Annotated in this window: 12 protein-coding genes; 8 read left to right on the top strand and 4 right to left on the bottom strand. The window is 70.9% G+C overall.

Features of this window, described 5'->3' with window-relative positions; translation table 11 throughout:
- The 8 genes from ACWCO3_RS19510 to ACWCO3_RS19475 form a co-directional block, all read left to right on the top strand.
- Positions 1-2,081 (top strand): Tex family protein (locus ACWCO3_RS19510; protein WP_450011301.1); only part of this gene is annotated, 2,081 nt, incomplete at its 5' end.
- 118 nt (positions 2,082-2,199) lie between these two features.
- Positions 2,200-3,081, top strand: coding sequence for an aminoglycoside phosphotransferase family protein (locus ACWCO3_RS19505; protein WP_450011303.1), 882 nt, complete (start codon positions 2,200-2,202; stop codon positions 3,079-3,081).
- Positions 3,082-3,104: 23 nt separating this feature from the next.
- Positions 3,105-3,536 (top strand): hypothetical protein, encoded by a 432-nt coding sequence (locus ACWCO3_RS19500; protein ID WP_145784198.1) that lies wholly within the window; start codon positions 3,105-3,107, stop codon positions 3,534-3,536.
- Positions 3,537-3,746: 210 nt separating this feature from the next.
- The gene (locus tag ACWCO3_RS19495; protein ID WP_145784201.1) at positions 3,747-5,876 is read left to right on the top strand and encodes an acyltransferase family protein; all 2,130 of its coding nucleotides are present in this window, start codon (positions 3,747-3,749) and stop codon (positions 5,874-5,876) included.
- Positions 5,877-6,133: 257 nt separating this feature from the next.
- On the top strand, positions 6,134-6,790 hold the full coding sequence (locus ACWCO3_RS19490; RefSeq protein WP_450011299.1) for a sugar transferase: 657 nt from the start codon (positions 6,134-6,136) through the stop codon (positions 6,788-6,790).
- Positions 6,787-7,935 carry a DegT/DnrJ/EryC1/StrS family aminotransferase gene (locus tag ACWCO3_RS19485; RefSeq protein ID WP_423438275.1) on the top strand — a complete coding sequence of 383 codons (1,149 nt, stop codon included), beginning with the start codon at positions 6,787-6,789 and terminating at the stop codon, positions 7,933-7,935. The genes ACWCO3_RS19490 and ACWCO3_RS19485 overlap by 4 nt, the downstream gene beginning before the upstream one ends.
- A complete protein-coding gene (locus tag ACWCO3_RS19480; protein WP_145784205.1) occupies positions 7,932-8,570 on the top strand; it encodes an acetyltransferase in 639 nt (212 codons plus the stop codon). Before ACWCO3_RS19485 ends, ACWCO3_RS19480 begins: the two co-directional genes overlap by 4 nt.
- Positions 8,571-8,693: 123 nt before the next feature.
- On the top strand, positions 8,694-10,559 hold the full coding sequence (locus tag ACWCO3_RS19475) for a polysaccharide biosynthesis protein (RefSeq protein ID WP_450011296.1): 1,866 nt from the start codon (positions 8,694-8,696) through the stop codon (positions 10,557-10,559).
- 65 nt (positions 10,560-10,624) lie between these two features.
- Here ACWCO3_RS19475 and wecB read toward each other — a convergent pair whose 3' ends face one another.
- The 4 genes from wecB to ACWCO3_RS19455 all read right to left on the bottom strand — a co-directional run.
- The gene (gene wecB / locus ACWCO3_RS19470) at positions 10,625-11,749 is read right to left on the bottom strand and encodes a non-hydrolyzing UDP-N-acetylglucosamine 2-epimerase (RefSeq protein WP_145784209.1); all 1,125 of its coding nucleotides are present in this window, start codon (positions 11,747-11,749) and stop codon (positions 10,625-10,627) included.
- On the bottom strand, positions 11,746-12,984 hold the full coding sequence (locus tag ACWCO3_RS19465; RefSeq protein ID WP_357932236.1) for a glycosyltransferase family 4 protein: 1,239 nt from the start codon (positions 12,982-12,984) through the stop codon (positions 11,746-11,748). Before ACWCO3_RS19465 ends, wecB begins: the two co-directional genes overlap by 4 nt.
- Positions 12,981-14,108, bottom strand: a complete 1,128-nt coding sequence (locus tag ACWCO3_RS19460; protein WP_450011293.1) for a polysaccharide biosynthesis C-terminal domain-containing protein — start codon at positions 14,106-14,108, stop codon at positions 12,981-12,983. The genes ACWCO3_RS19465 and ACWCO3_RS19460 overlap by 4 nt, the downstream gene beginning before the upstream one ends.
- On the bottom strand, positions 14,102-15,119 hold a 1,018-nt coding region (locus ACWCO3_RS19455), incomplete at its 5' end, for an SDR family NAD(P)-dependent oxidoreductase (protein WP_450011291.1). The genes ACWCO3_RS19455 and ACWCO3_RS19460, both read right to left, overlap by 7 nt.

Raw genomic sequence — 15,119 nt, 5'->3', positions numbered from 1 at the left:
AGGCCGGGTTGGCCCCGCTGGCCGAGTCGCTGCTGGCCGACCCCACCCAGGACCCGCGGGCCACCGCCGCCGGGTTCGTCGACGAGGACAAGGGCGTCGCGGACGCCGCCGCCGCGCTGGAGGGCGCGCGGGCGATCCTCATCGAGACCTTCGCCGAGGACGCCGACCTCATCGGCACGCTGCGCGAGCAGATGTGGTCGCGGGGCCGGCTCGTTTCCCGGGTACGCGACGGCCAGGAGACCTCGGGCGCGAAGTTCGCCGACTACTTCGACTTCTCCGAGCCGTACCCGAAGCTGCCCTCACACCGGATCCTGGCCATGTTCCGGGGCGAGAAGGAGGGCGTGCTCGACCTGACCATGGATCCGGAGGAGGCCGGCGACGCGGACGCCGTACCGACCGGACCCAGCCGGTACGAGGCGGCCATCGCCGGACGGTTCGGGGTGTCCGACGCCGGTCGCCCGGCCGACCGCTGGCTGACCGACACCGTGCGGTGGGCGTGGCGCACCCGCATCCTCATCCACCTGGGCGCGGACCTGCGGTTGCGGTTGTGGCAGGCGGCAGAGGAGGAGGCGGTACGGGTCTTCGCGACGAACCTGCGTGACCTGCTGCTGGCAGCGCCGGCCGGCACCCGGCCCACAATGGGTCTGGACCCGGGCCTGCGGACCGGCGTGAAGGTGGCCGTGGTGGACGCCACCGGCAAGGTGCTCGCCACCGACACCATCTACCCGCACGAGCCCCGTCGGCAGTGGGACGCGTCGATCGAGACCCTGGCTCGGCTCGCCGGGGCACACGGGGTGGAGCTCGTGGCGATCGGCAACGGCACCGCCTCGCGGGAGACCGACAAGCTGGCCGGCGACCTGATCAAGAAGTATCCGCAGCTCAACCTGACCAAGGTGATGGTCTCCGAGGCGGGCGCGTCGGTCTACTCCGCGTCCGCGTACGCCTCGCAGGAACTGCCCGGGATGGACGTGTCGCTGCGCGGCGCGGTCTCCATCGCCCGGCGACTCCAGGACCCGCTCGCCGAACTGGTCAAGATCGACCCGCGGTCGATCGGGGTGGGGCAGTACCAGCACGACCTGTCCGAGGTGAAGCTGTCCCGGTCGCTGGACGCGGTGGTGGAGGACTGCGTCAACGCCGTCGGGGTGGACGTCAACACCGCGTCCGCGCCGCTGTTGACCCGGGTCTCCGGGATCGGCGCCGGGCTGGCCGAGAACATCGTGCTGCACCGGGACGCCAACGGGCCGTTCCGGTCGCGTACCGAGCTGAAGAAGGTGGCGCGCCTCGGGCCGAAGGCGTTCGAGCAGTGCGCCGGCTTCCTGCGCATCCCCGACGGCGACGACCCGCTGGATTCGTCGAGCGTGCACCCGGAGGCGTACCCGGTGGTGCGCCGGATCCTCACCAGCACCGGTCAGGACCTGCGCTCGGTGATCGGCAAGAGCGGCATCCTGCGCGGGTTGCGGGCCACCGACTTCGTCGACGAGCGGTTCGGTCTGCCCACCGTCACCGACATCCTCGCCGAGCTGGAGAAGCCGGGCCGCGACCCTCGGCCGGAGTTCCGCACCGCCACCTTCGTCGAGGGCGTGGAGAAGATCAGCGACCTGACGCCCGGCATGGTGCTCGAAGGAGTGGTCACCAACGTGGCCGCGTTCGGCGCGTTCGTCGACGTCGGGGTGCACCAGGACGGCCTGGTACACGTCTCGGCCATGTCCCGGACGTTCGTGAAGGACCCCCGCGAGGTGGTGAAGTCCGGTGACGTGGTCAAGGTCCGGGTGCTCGACGTGGACGTACCCCGCAAGCGCATCTCGCTGACCCTGCGCCTGGAGGACGAGCCCGCCGTCGCCGGTGGTGCTGGCCGGACGAGCCAGGAGGGACGCGGCGGTGAGGGTGGCCGCGGTGGCCAGCGTGGGCCGGGTGGCCAGGGCGGGCGCGGCGCTCAGGGCTCGCAGGGCGGTCAGGGCGGCCGCGGCGGTCAGAGTGGTCGCGGGTCGCAGGGTGGCCGCGGCGGCCAGCAGCGGCAGGGCGGATCGGCTCCGGCCAACGACGCGATGGCGGAGGCCTTACGCCGCGCCGGGCTGGCCTGACCAGACCAACGGCGACGCCGCCCGGGATGCCTCACGCACGACGGGCATCCCGGGCGACAGGCCGCATGAAACCCGCTCGCGTGGCGATGGGGCCTCGGGCAATGATCTCCTGGTGAGGATGCATGCCGACCAGGTCGACGTCACCGCCGACGTCGTCGCCACGTTGGTGGCCGCGCAGTTCCCCCACTGGCGGGCACTGCCGATCCACCCGCTCGCCTCGACCGGCACGGTGAACGCCCTGTTCCGGCTCGGCACGGAGATCGTGCTGCGCTTTCCCCTGCGGCCCAGCACCGATCCGGCAGTGCGCGCCGAGCTCGAACGTGAGCAGGAGCACGCGAGGATGCTCGCCGCGCGTCTACCGGTCGCCGTGCCCGAACCGCTCGGCCTCGGCGGCCCGGGCGAGGGTTACCCCGGGCCGTGGACGGCGTACCGCTGGATCGCCGGCGAGCCGATCCACCCCGGCCGGATCAACGACCTGGACGGGTTCGCCCGCGACCTGGCCGGCGTCGTGACCGCCCTGCGGGAAATCGACACCGGCGGTCGGGTCTGGTCCGGGTCGGGCCGGGGTGGCCCGCTGCCCGCGCAGGACGCCGGGGTGCGGATGGCCCTTTCCGTCAGCGGCGCACTCACCGACACCGCTCGGCTGGACGAGGTGTGGGACCGCTGCCGCGACGTCCCGCGCCACGACGCCGACGGGTGGATCCACGCTGACCTGATGCCGGGCAACCTGTTGGTCCGGGACGGTCGACTGGCTGCCGTCATCGACCTGGAGACGGTCACGGTGGGCGACCCGGCGGTGGACCTGATGCCGGCGTGGAACCTGTTCGACGCCGGGTCACGGGAGACGTACCGGCGGGCGTTGGATGTGGACGACGCGACCTGGGAGCGCGGGCGCGGCTGGGCGCTGGGGCAGGCGATCAACGCGCTTCCGTACTACGTCCGGACGAACCCGGTGATGGCCGCGATCGCCCGGCGCACACTGCGGGCCGTACTCGAGTAGGCCCGTCGCGTACCGTCGACGTCGTGAGTGAGCCGGACGGCCGGACGTGGCGGGACCAGCAGCGGCAGGCGGTGCTGGCGCACGCGGCGGCCGACGCACGCCGGCGGGAGGCCGAGCACGCCGAGGCCGCGAAGATCGTCGCCTGGTTCGTGGCCGAGGCGAACCGACGAGGGCTGCGCCCGACACGGCTCGTCGCGCGCTCCTACGACGGTCGTGGCTGGTACCGGACCGGGCTGTCCGGGTGGTACGTGGACCAGGCCCGCAGTCGAGCGGTCGACGTGGACGGTCGGTTCCACCTGCTGACAGTGCCGGGAGGTCTGCGAGCCCGGCTGTTCGGCGCACAGACCGAGCCGAGCCCGGCGCCATTGATCGTCGGCGAGGGTGGCCGGGACGGGGAGTCGATCCCGCTGCGGACCCTGCTCGCCCGCCGGCTGGACGCCGGTTCTGACGGCTGACGCCCGCGTCACGTCACTACTGCCCGGCCGGCCGATGGCGCCGTCGGCATGCCTTCGCTCGACGGACGGGACAGCCCGCGCGCTGACCCGGGCTGCCTGCTGAGCGCACCCTCGCGCGGCCCGCCTCGTTTATCCGCAGCGGGAACCATACCGGACGTTGGCCTCGTTTCGACGTCAAAAAGGAATAACACTCTATTTTCGGGTGGGACGATGACGCAGACACGAAGCCGGCCGACGGCCCCAGCACGGGCGACGTCCTTCCGGGGCGACATCGAAGGGCTACGCGCTCTCGCGGTCATCCTGGTGCTGGCCGGGCACGCCGGAAGTCAGTTCGTCCCTGCCGGCTTCATCGGTGTGGACGTCTTCTTCGTGATCTCCGGATTTCTGATCACCGGTCTACTCGTCGCCGAACTCGACGGCACCGGGCGCATCTCGCTGCTCGGCTTCTACGCCCGACGCGCGAAGCGGCTGCTGCCCGCCGCCGGCCTGGTGCTGCTGGTCACTCTGCTGCTCACGTACCTGTTCCTGCCGAGGGTGCGTTACTCCAACACCGCGTGGGATGTGGTGAGCAGCGCCTTGTACGTGATGAACTGGCGCCTCGCCGAGCAGTCCGTCGACTACATGTTCGTCGACCAGGCCCCAAGCGTCCTGCAACACTACTGGTCACTCAGCGTCGAGGAGCAGTTCTACCTCTTCTGGCCGCTGCTGTTGCTCGGCCTGGCCGTCCTCGGCGGCCGGCGACGGCTACGCCGGGGCGTGCTGATGCTCGGGTTCGCCGTCGTGGCCGTGCCGTCCTTCGCCTGGTCGATCCACCTGACGTCGACCGATTCCGCTCCGGCGTACTTCGTGACCACGACTCGGCTCTGGGAACTCGCGCTCGGCGGCGCGGTGGCCATCGCCGGCGGACTGCTGCATCGCACCCCACGCGTGCTGGCAGTCCTGCTCGCCTGGTCCGGCCTCGCCGCAGTTGTCGCTTCGGCGTTCCTGCTGGACGCCACGTCAGCGTTTCCCGGGTACATCGCGTTGCTGCCGACCGGCGGCACGGCGGCGGTCATCGCGTTCGCGGTGGCGGCCCGCCGCGCCGGGCCAGCGGGGCTGCTCAGCCTGCCGCCGATGCGCGCGGTCGGCGCGCTGTCCTACTCGCTCTATCTGTGGCACTGGCCGCTGCTGGTCATCGCCGACTACCAGTTCGGCGAGTTGAGCGCGACCGCGCGCCTGGCCGTGGTGGCGGCCTCGGTCGTGCCGGCGGTCCTCACCTACCACTTCGTCGAGAACCCGATTCGTCGGTCGCAAACGCTGCAATGGCAACCGGCGCAGGCGCTGCGCGTCGGAGCCGCGTGCACCGGCGCGGCCGTGATCGCCGGGCTCCTCTTCCAACTCACCGTCTGGCCCGCGGCACAGCCACCCCCACCCGTCTCGGCACTGCCGCCGGTGGCCGGGTCCAGCCCGTCAGCGAGCGCCACGCCCGTCGGACCGCCCGGTGCCGCGGCCCTCGGTCAGTCACCCCGAGGCGACAAGGCGGGCCGACCCGTCGACCGGGTCGCGTCCATCGTCCCGGACCCGTTGGTCGCACCGAAGGATCTGCCGACCACCGCGCGAACGGGCTGTCACGTCCAGCAGAACAGCAGCAATCCGCTGACCTGCGTCTACGGCGTCCGAGACTCGACCTTCACCGTCGTACTCGCCGGCGACTCCCATGCCGCGCAATGGCTGCCCGCCCTCGAGGAGGTCGCCGCCAAGCAGAAGTGGCGGGTGATCTCACACACCAAGTCCTCGTGCCCGTTTCTCAAGGCAGAGGTGGCACTGGCCGGACGGCCGTACGAGAGCTGCACCGAGTGGAACCAGCGTGTCCGCGACCAACTACGCGCCGATCCACCCGACCTGTTGCTGGTCAGCAACTCGCTCTATCTCCCGGTGCGTGACGGCAAACCGATCACGCAGCGGGTCAACGAGACGTTGGCGGACGGTCTCCGTGAGACCTGGCGGGAGATGACCGAGGTCAAGATTCCGGTGGCGGTGCTCCGCGACACGCCGTACCACCGTCGAGACCCCGTCGAATGCGTCTCGGCCAACCCCGACAAGCTCACCCGGTGCGCCCCGTCCCGGGACGAGGTGCTGGCGGCCGGTGGAGGCGTCGCCCAGGAGCAGGCGGCAGAGGGTCAACAGGGCGTGCATCTCGTCAACCTCAACGACGCGATATGCCCCACCGACCGCTGCGCGCCCGTCATCGGTGGCGTGCTGGTCTACCGGGACGGCAACCACCTCACCGCCACCTACTCCCGGACGTTGGCCCCTCGGCTCGACAGCGCGCTCGCCGCCGTGCTCAAGCGCGGGAGCTGACGCGCCGCCGGTCGGCAGCTTGTGCCGGAGCGCCGTTTCCCCTGGCCACCAGCTCACACACCCGTGTCCTCCCGTCCCGGTCCGCGTTGTTCCGTCGGGATCAGCACTGACTGTGACTGTTTGCGCTGTATCGCACTCGCATAGCTGGTAGACCCATAAGAGGCATTTGTCCGAGCGGGAGGTGGAAGGTGCCGGTTCTGGGCGTCAGTACCGTCGAAGATCCTCAGCGAACGGTTCGACCCGATCGCGGCAAGCGGGTGATCGACGTCGTCGCGGCCGTCATCCTGCTCGCACTGCTGGTGCCGGTGATCGCCACGGTGGCACTGCTGGTCGCCGTCGGGTTGGGGCGTCCCGTGCTGTTCCGCCAGCTCCGCACGGGCCGGCACGGCGAGCCGTTCGAGCTGATCAAGTTCCGCACGATGCGTGCGCCCGACCCCCGCCTCGGCCTTGTCGAGGACGGCGACCGACTGACGCCGCTCGGACGGTGGCTGCGTGCCACCAGCCTGGACGAGCTGCCCACGCTCTGGAACGTGCTGCGGGGCGAGATGAGCCTGGTCGGCCCCCGCCCGCTGCTGCCGGAGTACCTCCCCCGCTACTCGCCTCACCAGGCCCGCCGGCACGAGGTGCGGCCGGGCGTGACCGGCCTAGCGCAGGTGCGCGGCCGCAACGGGCTGAGCTGGGAGACGAAGTTCGACCTCGACGTGGAGTACGTCGACACCCGCTGTCTCGCACTCGACCTGACGATCCTGGCGGCGACGGTCCGCACCGTGCTGCGTCGCGAGGGTATCTCGGCAGCCGGCGTGGCCACCGCTCCGACATTCCTCGGCAGTCCGGCCGGGGCCCCCGCACCGCTGAGGACCGTCCCGACGGGGCGTCGCACCGCGGTGACGGTACGGCAGGGCGAACGCCGATGACGGACCGAGTGCACCTCTCCCATCCCGACGTCGGCCCCCTGGAGGAGTCGTACCTCGTCGCGGCCCTGCGGTCCGGCTGGGTCGCACCCGTCGGTCCCGATCTGGATGCCTTCGAGAACGAGGTCGCGGCGCGGGTCGGCACACGCGGCGCGGTCGCGGTCAGCTCCGGCACCGCAGCGCTGCACCTGGCGCTCCTCGGGGTGGGCGTCCAACCGGGTGACGCCGTCGTCGTCCCGACGCTGACCTTCGTGGCCACCGCGAACGCCGTGCGCTACACCGGCGCCCGGCCGGTCTTCGTCGACTGCGACGCGCGCACCGGCAACATCGACGTGCCACTGTTGACCGAGTTGCTGCACCGGCTGCGCGCCCGCGGCGAGCGGGTCGGCGCGGTCGTGCCGGTCGACATGTTCGGTAGCTGCGCCGACTACCCGGCGTTGTTGCCGGTCTGCGGGGATGCGGGCGTGCCGGTCGTCGAGGACGCAGCGGAAGCGCTCGGGGCCACAGACCACGGCCGGGCGGCCGGCTCATTCGGCCAGGTCGGCGCTCTGTCGTTCAACGGCAACAAGATCATAACGACGTCGAGCGGCGGGATGCTCGTCTCCGACGACCTTCCGCTGCTGGCCCGCGCCCGCCACCTGGCCAGCCAGGCGCGGGAGCCCGTGGCGCACTACGAGCACCGGGAGACCGGCTATAACTACCGCCTCAGCAACCTGCTGGCCGCGGTGGGCCGGGCCCAGCTGGCACGGCTCGACGGAATGATCGGCCGCCGTCGCCTGCTGCGAGACCGGTACGCGAAGCTCTTCGCCTCGGTGCCCGGAGTGGAGCTGGTCGGCGCCGAGGACGTCGAGTCCAACTGCTGGCTCACCGTCATCCGGGTGCGGTCGGAGCGCTCGGGTTGGCGGGCCGCTGATCTCGCCGCACACCTCGCCGCCCAGAACATCGAGACGCGGCCGGTGTGGAAGCCGATGCACCGGCAGCCCGCGTATGCCGACTTCGAGAGCCTGCTCACCGGGGCGGCCGACGATCTCTTCGCCGAGGGGTTGACCCTGCCCAGCGGCAGCGGCCTCACCGAGCAGCAGATCGCCACGGTGTTCGGCGCGATCGAAGGTTTCCTGGCCGTCCGGACGGGAGCGGTATCCGGGTGACGCCACTGGTCATCGTGGGTTGCGGCGGCCACGGCCGGGAGGCACTGGCTATCGCACGGGCGGCCGCGGTCGCCGGAGGACAACAGTGGGACCTGGTCGGTTTCGTCGACGACCGGCCGTCGGAGGAGAACCTCAAGCGGGTGCAGCGCCTGGAGGTGCCCTACCTGGGTGGGCTCGCGTGGCTACGGGACGCGCCGGCGGATCTCCACCACGTCATCGGGATCGGTGACCCCAAGGTGCGACGAGCCGTCGCCGCGCGGGTGGACGCGTACGGCAGTCCAGCCGGCAGTCTCGTCCACCCGGACGCGACGGTCGGGCCGGACACGCGGCACGGGCCCGGCCTGGTCGTCTTCGCGGGCGCCCGCATCACCACCAACGTGACGGTGGGCCGGCACGTCCATCTCAACCAGAACACCACTGTGGGGCACGACTCGGTGCTTGCCGACTTCGTCTCGGTCAATCCGCTCGCCGCGATCTCCGGTGACTGCCACCTGGCGGAGGGCGTGCTGGTGGGGACGACGGCGGCGGTGCTGCAGGGCCTTCGGATAGGTCGAGACAGCACCGTCGGCGCCGGAGCCTGCGTGGTGCGGAACGTGCCTGACGGCGTGGTGGTCAAGGGCGTGCCGGCGCGCTGAGCTGATTGGCCCGCAGCCGCCACCATCCAGTTATTCCGCGAAACATCCGATAGAAGTGTAAAAAGGATAAAGAGCCCCAAACCCTTGCTCTGCGGGGCCAATCGGTCGGAGACGGGAGCAAAAATGCCGCAAGACACCGATAGGACCGAGCCTGCCGAACAACGGGTCCGTCGGGCCCGGGCGCGCCGCCGCGCTCTGGGTTTCCTCGCCACCGACACCGCAGCGTGGGTAGGCGGCTTCGTCGCCGCCGTCTGGACCCGCTACGAGTTCCACCCGCCGGCCGGGCAGCTGAGCCGCGCAGCAGGCGTCGGCGGCATCGCGGCGCTGATCTACGTGGCTGTCGCTGCGGTGCGCCGGCTCCACTCGGGCCGGCACCCACTCGGCAGCCTCCAGGAGGTGCGAGGGCTCGCCGGAAACGTCGCCACACCCATCGCCATCCTGCTGATCGGGCTGCTGCCGTCGGCCGACCGACCGGTGCCGGCCAGCACCCCGCTGATCGGCGGTTCACTGACGCTGCTGTTGATGCTCGCGGCCCGCTCCGCGTATCGCCACCGGCACGACCTCGCGATGCGGCCCGACGTGCGCTCCGCCACGCCGGTGCTGCTGTTCGGCCTCGGCGACGCCGGTCAGGGGCTACTGCGCGCGATGATCGGCGACCCACGCGGCAGGTACCTGCCGGTCGGCGCGCTGGACGACGACCCTGACAAGCGCAACCTGCGTTTCGGCGGTGTCCGCGTGCTGGGCGGTCGAGCGGACCTCGCCCAGGCCGTCCGCCGCACCGGCGCCACCACAGTCATCTTCTCGGTGGCCAGCGCCGACGCCGCGCTGATCCGCCAGATCCGCGAGGCCACCCTGCAGACCGGCGCCGCCTTCAAGGTGCTGCCCCCGGTCCGCGAACTGGTCGACCACCGCATCACCGTCACCGACGTACGGGACGTGCAGATCAGCGACCTGCTGGGGCGTCGGCAGGTGGTCGGCGACCTGCCGCTGAGCGGGGACGGCCTCGCCGGTCTGCGGGTGCTGGTCACCGGTGCCGGCGGTTCGATCGGTTCGGAGCTGTGCCGCCAAGTTCTGAAGACCGACCCCGGCGAGCTGATGATGCTCGACCGCGACGAGTCCGCCCTGCACGCCCTACAGATGTCGCTGAACGGGCGGGCCATGCTCGACGGCCCCGAGCTGATCCTCGCCGACCTGCGCGACGACGAGCGTGTCCGGCGCATCATCCGAGAGCGCCGGCCGGACGTCATCTTCCACGCCGCGGCGCTGAAGCACCTCACGCTCCTGCAACGCAACCCCGGCGAAGCGGTGATGACAAACGTGTGGGGCACGCTCTCGGTGCTGGACGCGTGCCGCGACGTCGCCAAGTTCGTCAACATCAGCACCGACAAGGCCGCCGACCCGATCAGCGTGCTCGGCTACTCCAAGCGCATCACCGAACGGCTGACCGCGCACGCCGCAGGCCGGTTTCCCGGCACCTTCCTCAGTGTCCGCTTCGGCAACGTGCTCAGCAGCCGCGGCTCAGTGATCACCGCGTTCCAACGCCAGATCGCGTCCGGCAATCCGTTGACAGTGACCCATCCGGACGTCACCCGCTATCTGATGACGCTGGAGGAGGCGGTGCGGCTGGTGCTCCAGGCCGCCGAGATCGGCCGGGACGGAGAGGCCCTCGTGCTGGACATGGGCGCGCCGGTACGCATCGCCGACCTGGCGAGGCAGATGGCCGAGCAGGCTGACAGTCTGGTGCCGATCGTCTACACCGGGCTTCGGCCCGGCGAGAAACTCCACGAGGACCTGCTCGGCACCGGCGAGGTCGACGACCGTCCGCTGCACCCGCTCATCTCACACGTCACCGTGCCGGCGCTCGACCCGCTCGACGTGGGCGGACTCGACCCGTACGACGACGCGGAGAAGCTGATCGCCCACCTGGCGGCGCTGTGCACACCGGCGAGCACCCGGCCGGGAACGATCCACGTGCCGCTGGCCCGTTAGGCCGAGCCGCAAGACTCAGCGGGCCCGGCGACCGAGGTCGCCGGGCCCGCTGCCTGTCCCGACGGTCAGCGGCGGATGCCCGCCCAGTCGTGGTGCCTGCGGACGGTGGACAGGATGAAGTCGACCACCCGCCGGGAGGTGTCCCGAACCTGGTAGTCGACCGGACAGGGCACTCCCTCGGCGTGGACCTGGTCGACTGTCACCTGGATCGCCTCCACCACGCCATCCGGGTCGAGACCGGTCATGATGATGCCGCCGGCGTCCAACGCCTCCGGGCGTTCGATCGACTCGCGCAGCGTCACCGCGGCGAAGTTGAGGATCGCCGACTCCTCGCTGATCGTGCCGCTGTCCGACAGCGTGCAGAAGGCCTTCGTCTGCAGGTGCACGTAGTCGAGCAGACCGAACGGCTCGTGGAAGGCGATCCCGTCCAGCGCCGCTGCGCCGGGCGCCAACGACTCCAGCCGCTTGCGGGTCCGGGGGTGGGTGGACACGAGTACCGGGAACTGCCAGCGGTCACGAACCGCGCGCAGGCATTCCAGCAACCGGGCCAACCGGTCCGGGCTGTCCACGTTCTCCTCGCGGTGTGCGCTGACCAGGAAGTACCGGCCCGGCGTCAGCTCCAACTGACGCAGGATCGTCGATGCCTCGATGTCCATCCGGTAGTGCTCGAGCACCTCGCGCATGGGGGAACCGGTGTGCAGGATCCGGCGCGGGTGCAGCCCTTCGGCCAGCAGGTTCCGCCGGGCGTGCTCCGTGTAGACGAGATTGAAGTCGGCGACGTGGTCCACCAGACGTCGGTTCGTCTCCTCCGGAACGTTGAGGTCGAAACAGCGGTTGCCGGCCTCCATGTGGTAGACCGGCACCCGCAGCCGGCGGGCCATCAGCGCGCCGATGCAGCTGTTGGTGTCGCCGAGCACGAGCAATGCGTCCGGTCGCACCTCGGCAATGGCCTCCTCCACACCGACCAGTACGCCACCGAGCACCCGGCCGAGCGTCGAGGTGTCCACGCGCAGGAACCGGTCCGGTTCCCGGATACGCAGCTCCTTGAAGAAGATCTCGGACAACGAGCTGTCCCAGTTCTGGCCGGTGTGGACCAGCACGTGCTCCACCACGTCGTCCAGCCTCGCCATCACCCGCGAGAGCCGGATGATCTCCGGCCGGGTACCCACCAGCGTCATCACACGGGTCATGGCCGTCCTTTCCCTGCTGCCACCTTCGTCAGAATGTCCTCGAACTGGTCGACGCCGACCCGCACGCACATGCGCTCCTGGTAGGCCCGGCGGGCCCGCTGACCCATGGCGACGCGCTCAGCCGCAGCCGTGTCGGCCGCCTGCCGCAGACGATCCGCGAGCACCGCCCAGTCCCCCGGTGGGCACACCAGGCCGGCTCCGGTCGACTCGACGAGAGCGGCGGCGTCCCCGCCCAGGGCGGCGATCACCGGAGCGCCGCAGGCAAAAGCCGCCTGCAACTTCGACGGGACGGTGCCGCGGAGCGCCGGCAGATCCCGCAGGCACACCAGCTGCCAGTCGGCCGCCGCGTACAGCTCGGCCATCTCCGTCGGCGGGCGGCGACCGACGAAGCGGACGTTGTCCGCGTTCAACTCGGTGGCGAGCCGGCGGGCCTCGTCCTCGTAGGCACCCGAACCGACCAGCACCAGGTCCACCCGGTCCCGGACGGCGGCCGCCGCGCGGATCGCCGTGTCCACGCCCTGGAGCAGACCAAGGTTGCCGGTGAACATCACCGTGCACCGGTCGCGTCGTCCGAGCGTCGCGCGGGCCGCGTCCGTCGGTGCCACGGGCCGGAACAGAACGTCGTCGGTCCAGTTCCACACCACACGCACACGGCTCGGATCGGCGCCCCGCTCCACCACGAGGGCTGCCATCGCCGGTGAGATCACCACGATCGCGGCCGCCAACCGGTACGCCGTGCGCATGAGGACGTCCAGACCGCCCGCCACCGCTCGTCCGGCCAGACCGGTCGGGGACATCCCGGAATGCAGGACCGAATCAGGCCACATGTCCTGCACGTGCAGGACGATCGGCGTACGCCGGGCGGCCCGGACGAGCGCGGCGGCGGCGACCGCCGTGGGCGGCGGGTGGTAGACGTACGTGACGTCGACGCCACCGAGCCAGCTCGGGCCGGCGAGCGCGCTGCTCACACCGAACGTGATGTGGCTGGCCGCTCGGCGCAGCGCCGACGTGTCGTGGCTCGGGTACGCGGGAACCCGTCGCACCGCGACGGCCCCCTGCATCTCGACATGCCGCCAGCGTTGCCGCCAGCCCGGGTAGAGCCGCCCGTGCGGGTAGCTCGGGTAGGTGGTGAGCACCCGCACGTGGTGGCCGCGCGCGCTCAGGTGCTGTGCCAGATTGCCCGGGATGAACACACCCTCCGGCGGATACCACTGGCTGACCAGGCCGACCCTCACGCGGCGACCACCGCGGGTTTCGGAATCCGCGACTCCACCGGCTCCGGCCAGGTGTCCGGACGCGCCGGGTCGAACAGCTCGTTGGTCCAGAACAGGGTGACCAGTTCGTCGTCACCGGTGTTGATCAGCTTGTGCACCCACATGGTGGGCATGTCGACGGCGACCGGCGCATCCCCGGAGACCGGAAAGCGCACCACGTCGGTGTCACCGACCCGCCGCAGGCTGATCTCGGCGGTGCCACGCAACACCACGAACCGCTCCACCTTCGCCAGGTGGAAGTGCTCGCCCCGGGTCACGCCCGGGTGACTGGTGGAGCTGAACGTCTGCCCCGCGCCACCGTGCACCTTGACCGTCTCCACCAGCTCGCCGCGGACATCGGCGCGGCGGGGCAGTGCCAGCGGGAAGTGCGCCGGGAAGCAGTGCGACCGGTAGGTGTTGAACAACCGCACGAGGTGCCGGTCGGTCAGGACCGGGATCTCGCCGGTGCGGTAGGTGGCGGCCAGCCCGGCCAGACGTTCGGCGAGCTCACGGACGCCCACCCGCAACGCGGGCATGGCCGGATCCCAGGAACCACCCGCCGGCACGCCGACGAGCCGGGCCGCGGCGTCGGTCACGTGCACCAGGGCGATCTCACGATCGGTGTGGACCTCCGGCCGCCCACCCTCGGCGAGCACCCGGCAGAACGTCGCCACCGCCGAGTTGTAGTGCGGGCGCCCGTGCTCGCCGTAGAGGTTGGACAGCAGCACGTCCTCCAGCGGCATGCCGGTGTCGGCGAGGATCCGCGCGGCGTCCGCCTTGGCGTCGCCGTACGGCGTGCCGTTGCCGGCCTGTACCGAGTTCGCGTAGACGACGCAGGCCGGCGGATCCGCGGCGACGCGCAGGCCGGCGGCGAGTTGCGCGGCGAGGCGGCGGTTACCCTCGGCGACCTCGGTCGGATCGCCGCGGTTCACCCCGGCCAGGTGCAGCACCCGGTCGACACCGCTGACCTTGGCGCCGACGACACGAGGGTCGACCAGGTCCGCGCGCGTGATGATCACCGGCTCCGGCCAGCCGAGCGCCCGCAGGAGCACCCGCACGTGCCAGCCGAGGAATCCGCCGCCGCCGGTCAACGCCAGCTTCAGCACGCCAGCACCGGGTCCCGCAGGGCCAGCTCCGCGCGGACCTCCGGCAACCTCTTCAGCAGTTCGATGATCTCCGGTACGCCCATCCGTGGCGCATTGGACGAGTTGAAGTCCTCGACGGGCCCTTCGTCCAGCTCGCCCTCGGAGACGTAGAGCGAGTAGTTCAGATCGCGGGCGTCCAGCGGCACCCGGAGGAACTCGCCGAAGTCCTCCGCCTGCGTCAGCTCCTCGCGGCTGGCCAACGTCTCGTCGAGCTTCTCGCCGTGCCGGACGCCGATGACGTCCAGCTTCGCCGGTACGTTGAAGAGTTCGCAGACCGCCTCGGCCAGGTCACCGATGGTGCAGGCGGCCGCCTTGCGAATGAAGATGTCACCCGGGCGGGCGTGCTGGAAGGCGTGCTCCACCAGCTCCACGGACTCGCCGAGGGACATCAGGAAGCGGGTCATCGTCGGGTCGGTGACGGTCGGCGCCCGGCCGGCCTTGATCTGCTCGATGAACAGCGGGATCACCGAACCGCGGGAGTACATGACGTTGCCGTACCGGACGCAGGAGACGGTGGTGGCGCTGTTCGGGTTGTTGCGGGCGTGCGCCTGCGCGACCTTCTCCATCATCGCCTTGCTCATGCCCATCGCGTTGACCGGGTAGACGGCCTTGTCCGTGCTCAGCACCACCACCGAGCCGACGCCGTTACGCTCGGCTGCCTCGACGACGTTCGCGCTGCCGAGGATGTTCGTCCGCACCGCCTCGAGGGGAAAGAACTCGCACGAGGGCACCTGTTTGAGGGCGGCCGCGTGGAACACGTGGTCGATGCCGCGGCTGGCCCGCAGCACCGAGTCGTAGTCACGTACGTCCCCGACGTAGTAGCGGACCCGCTCGTCGCCGAGGAGTCGGCGCATCTCGTCCTGCTTGGCCTCGTCCCGGCTGAACACCCGGACCTCAGCGACGTCCCGATCGAGAAGTCGGCGGACCATCGTCCGGCCGAACGAACCCGTTCCACCGGTGATCAGGACTCGC

It is taken from the genome of Micromonospora sp. NPDC002411 (genome assembly GCF_053592955.1).
This window is presented reverse-complemented; position numbering and strand designations above follow the sequence as displayed.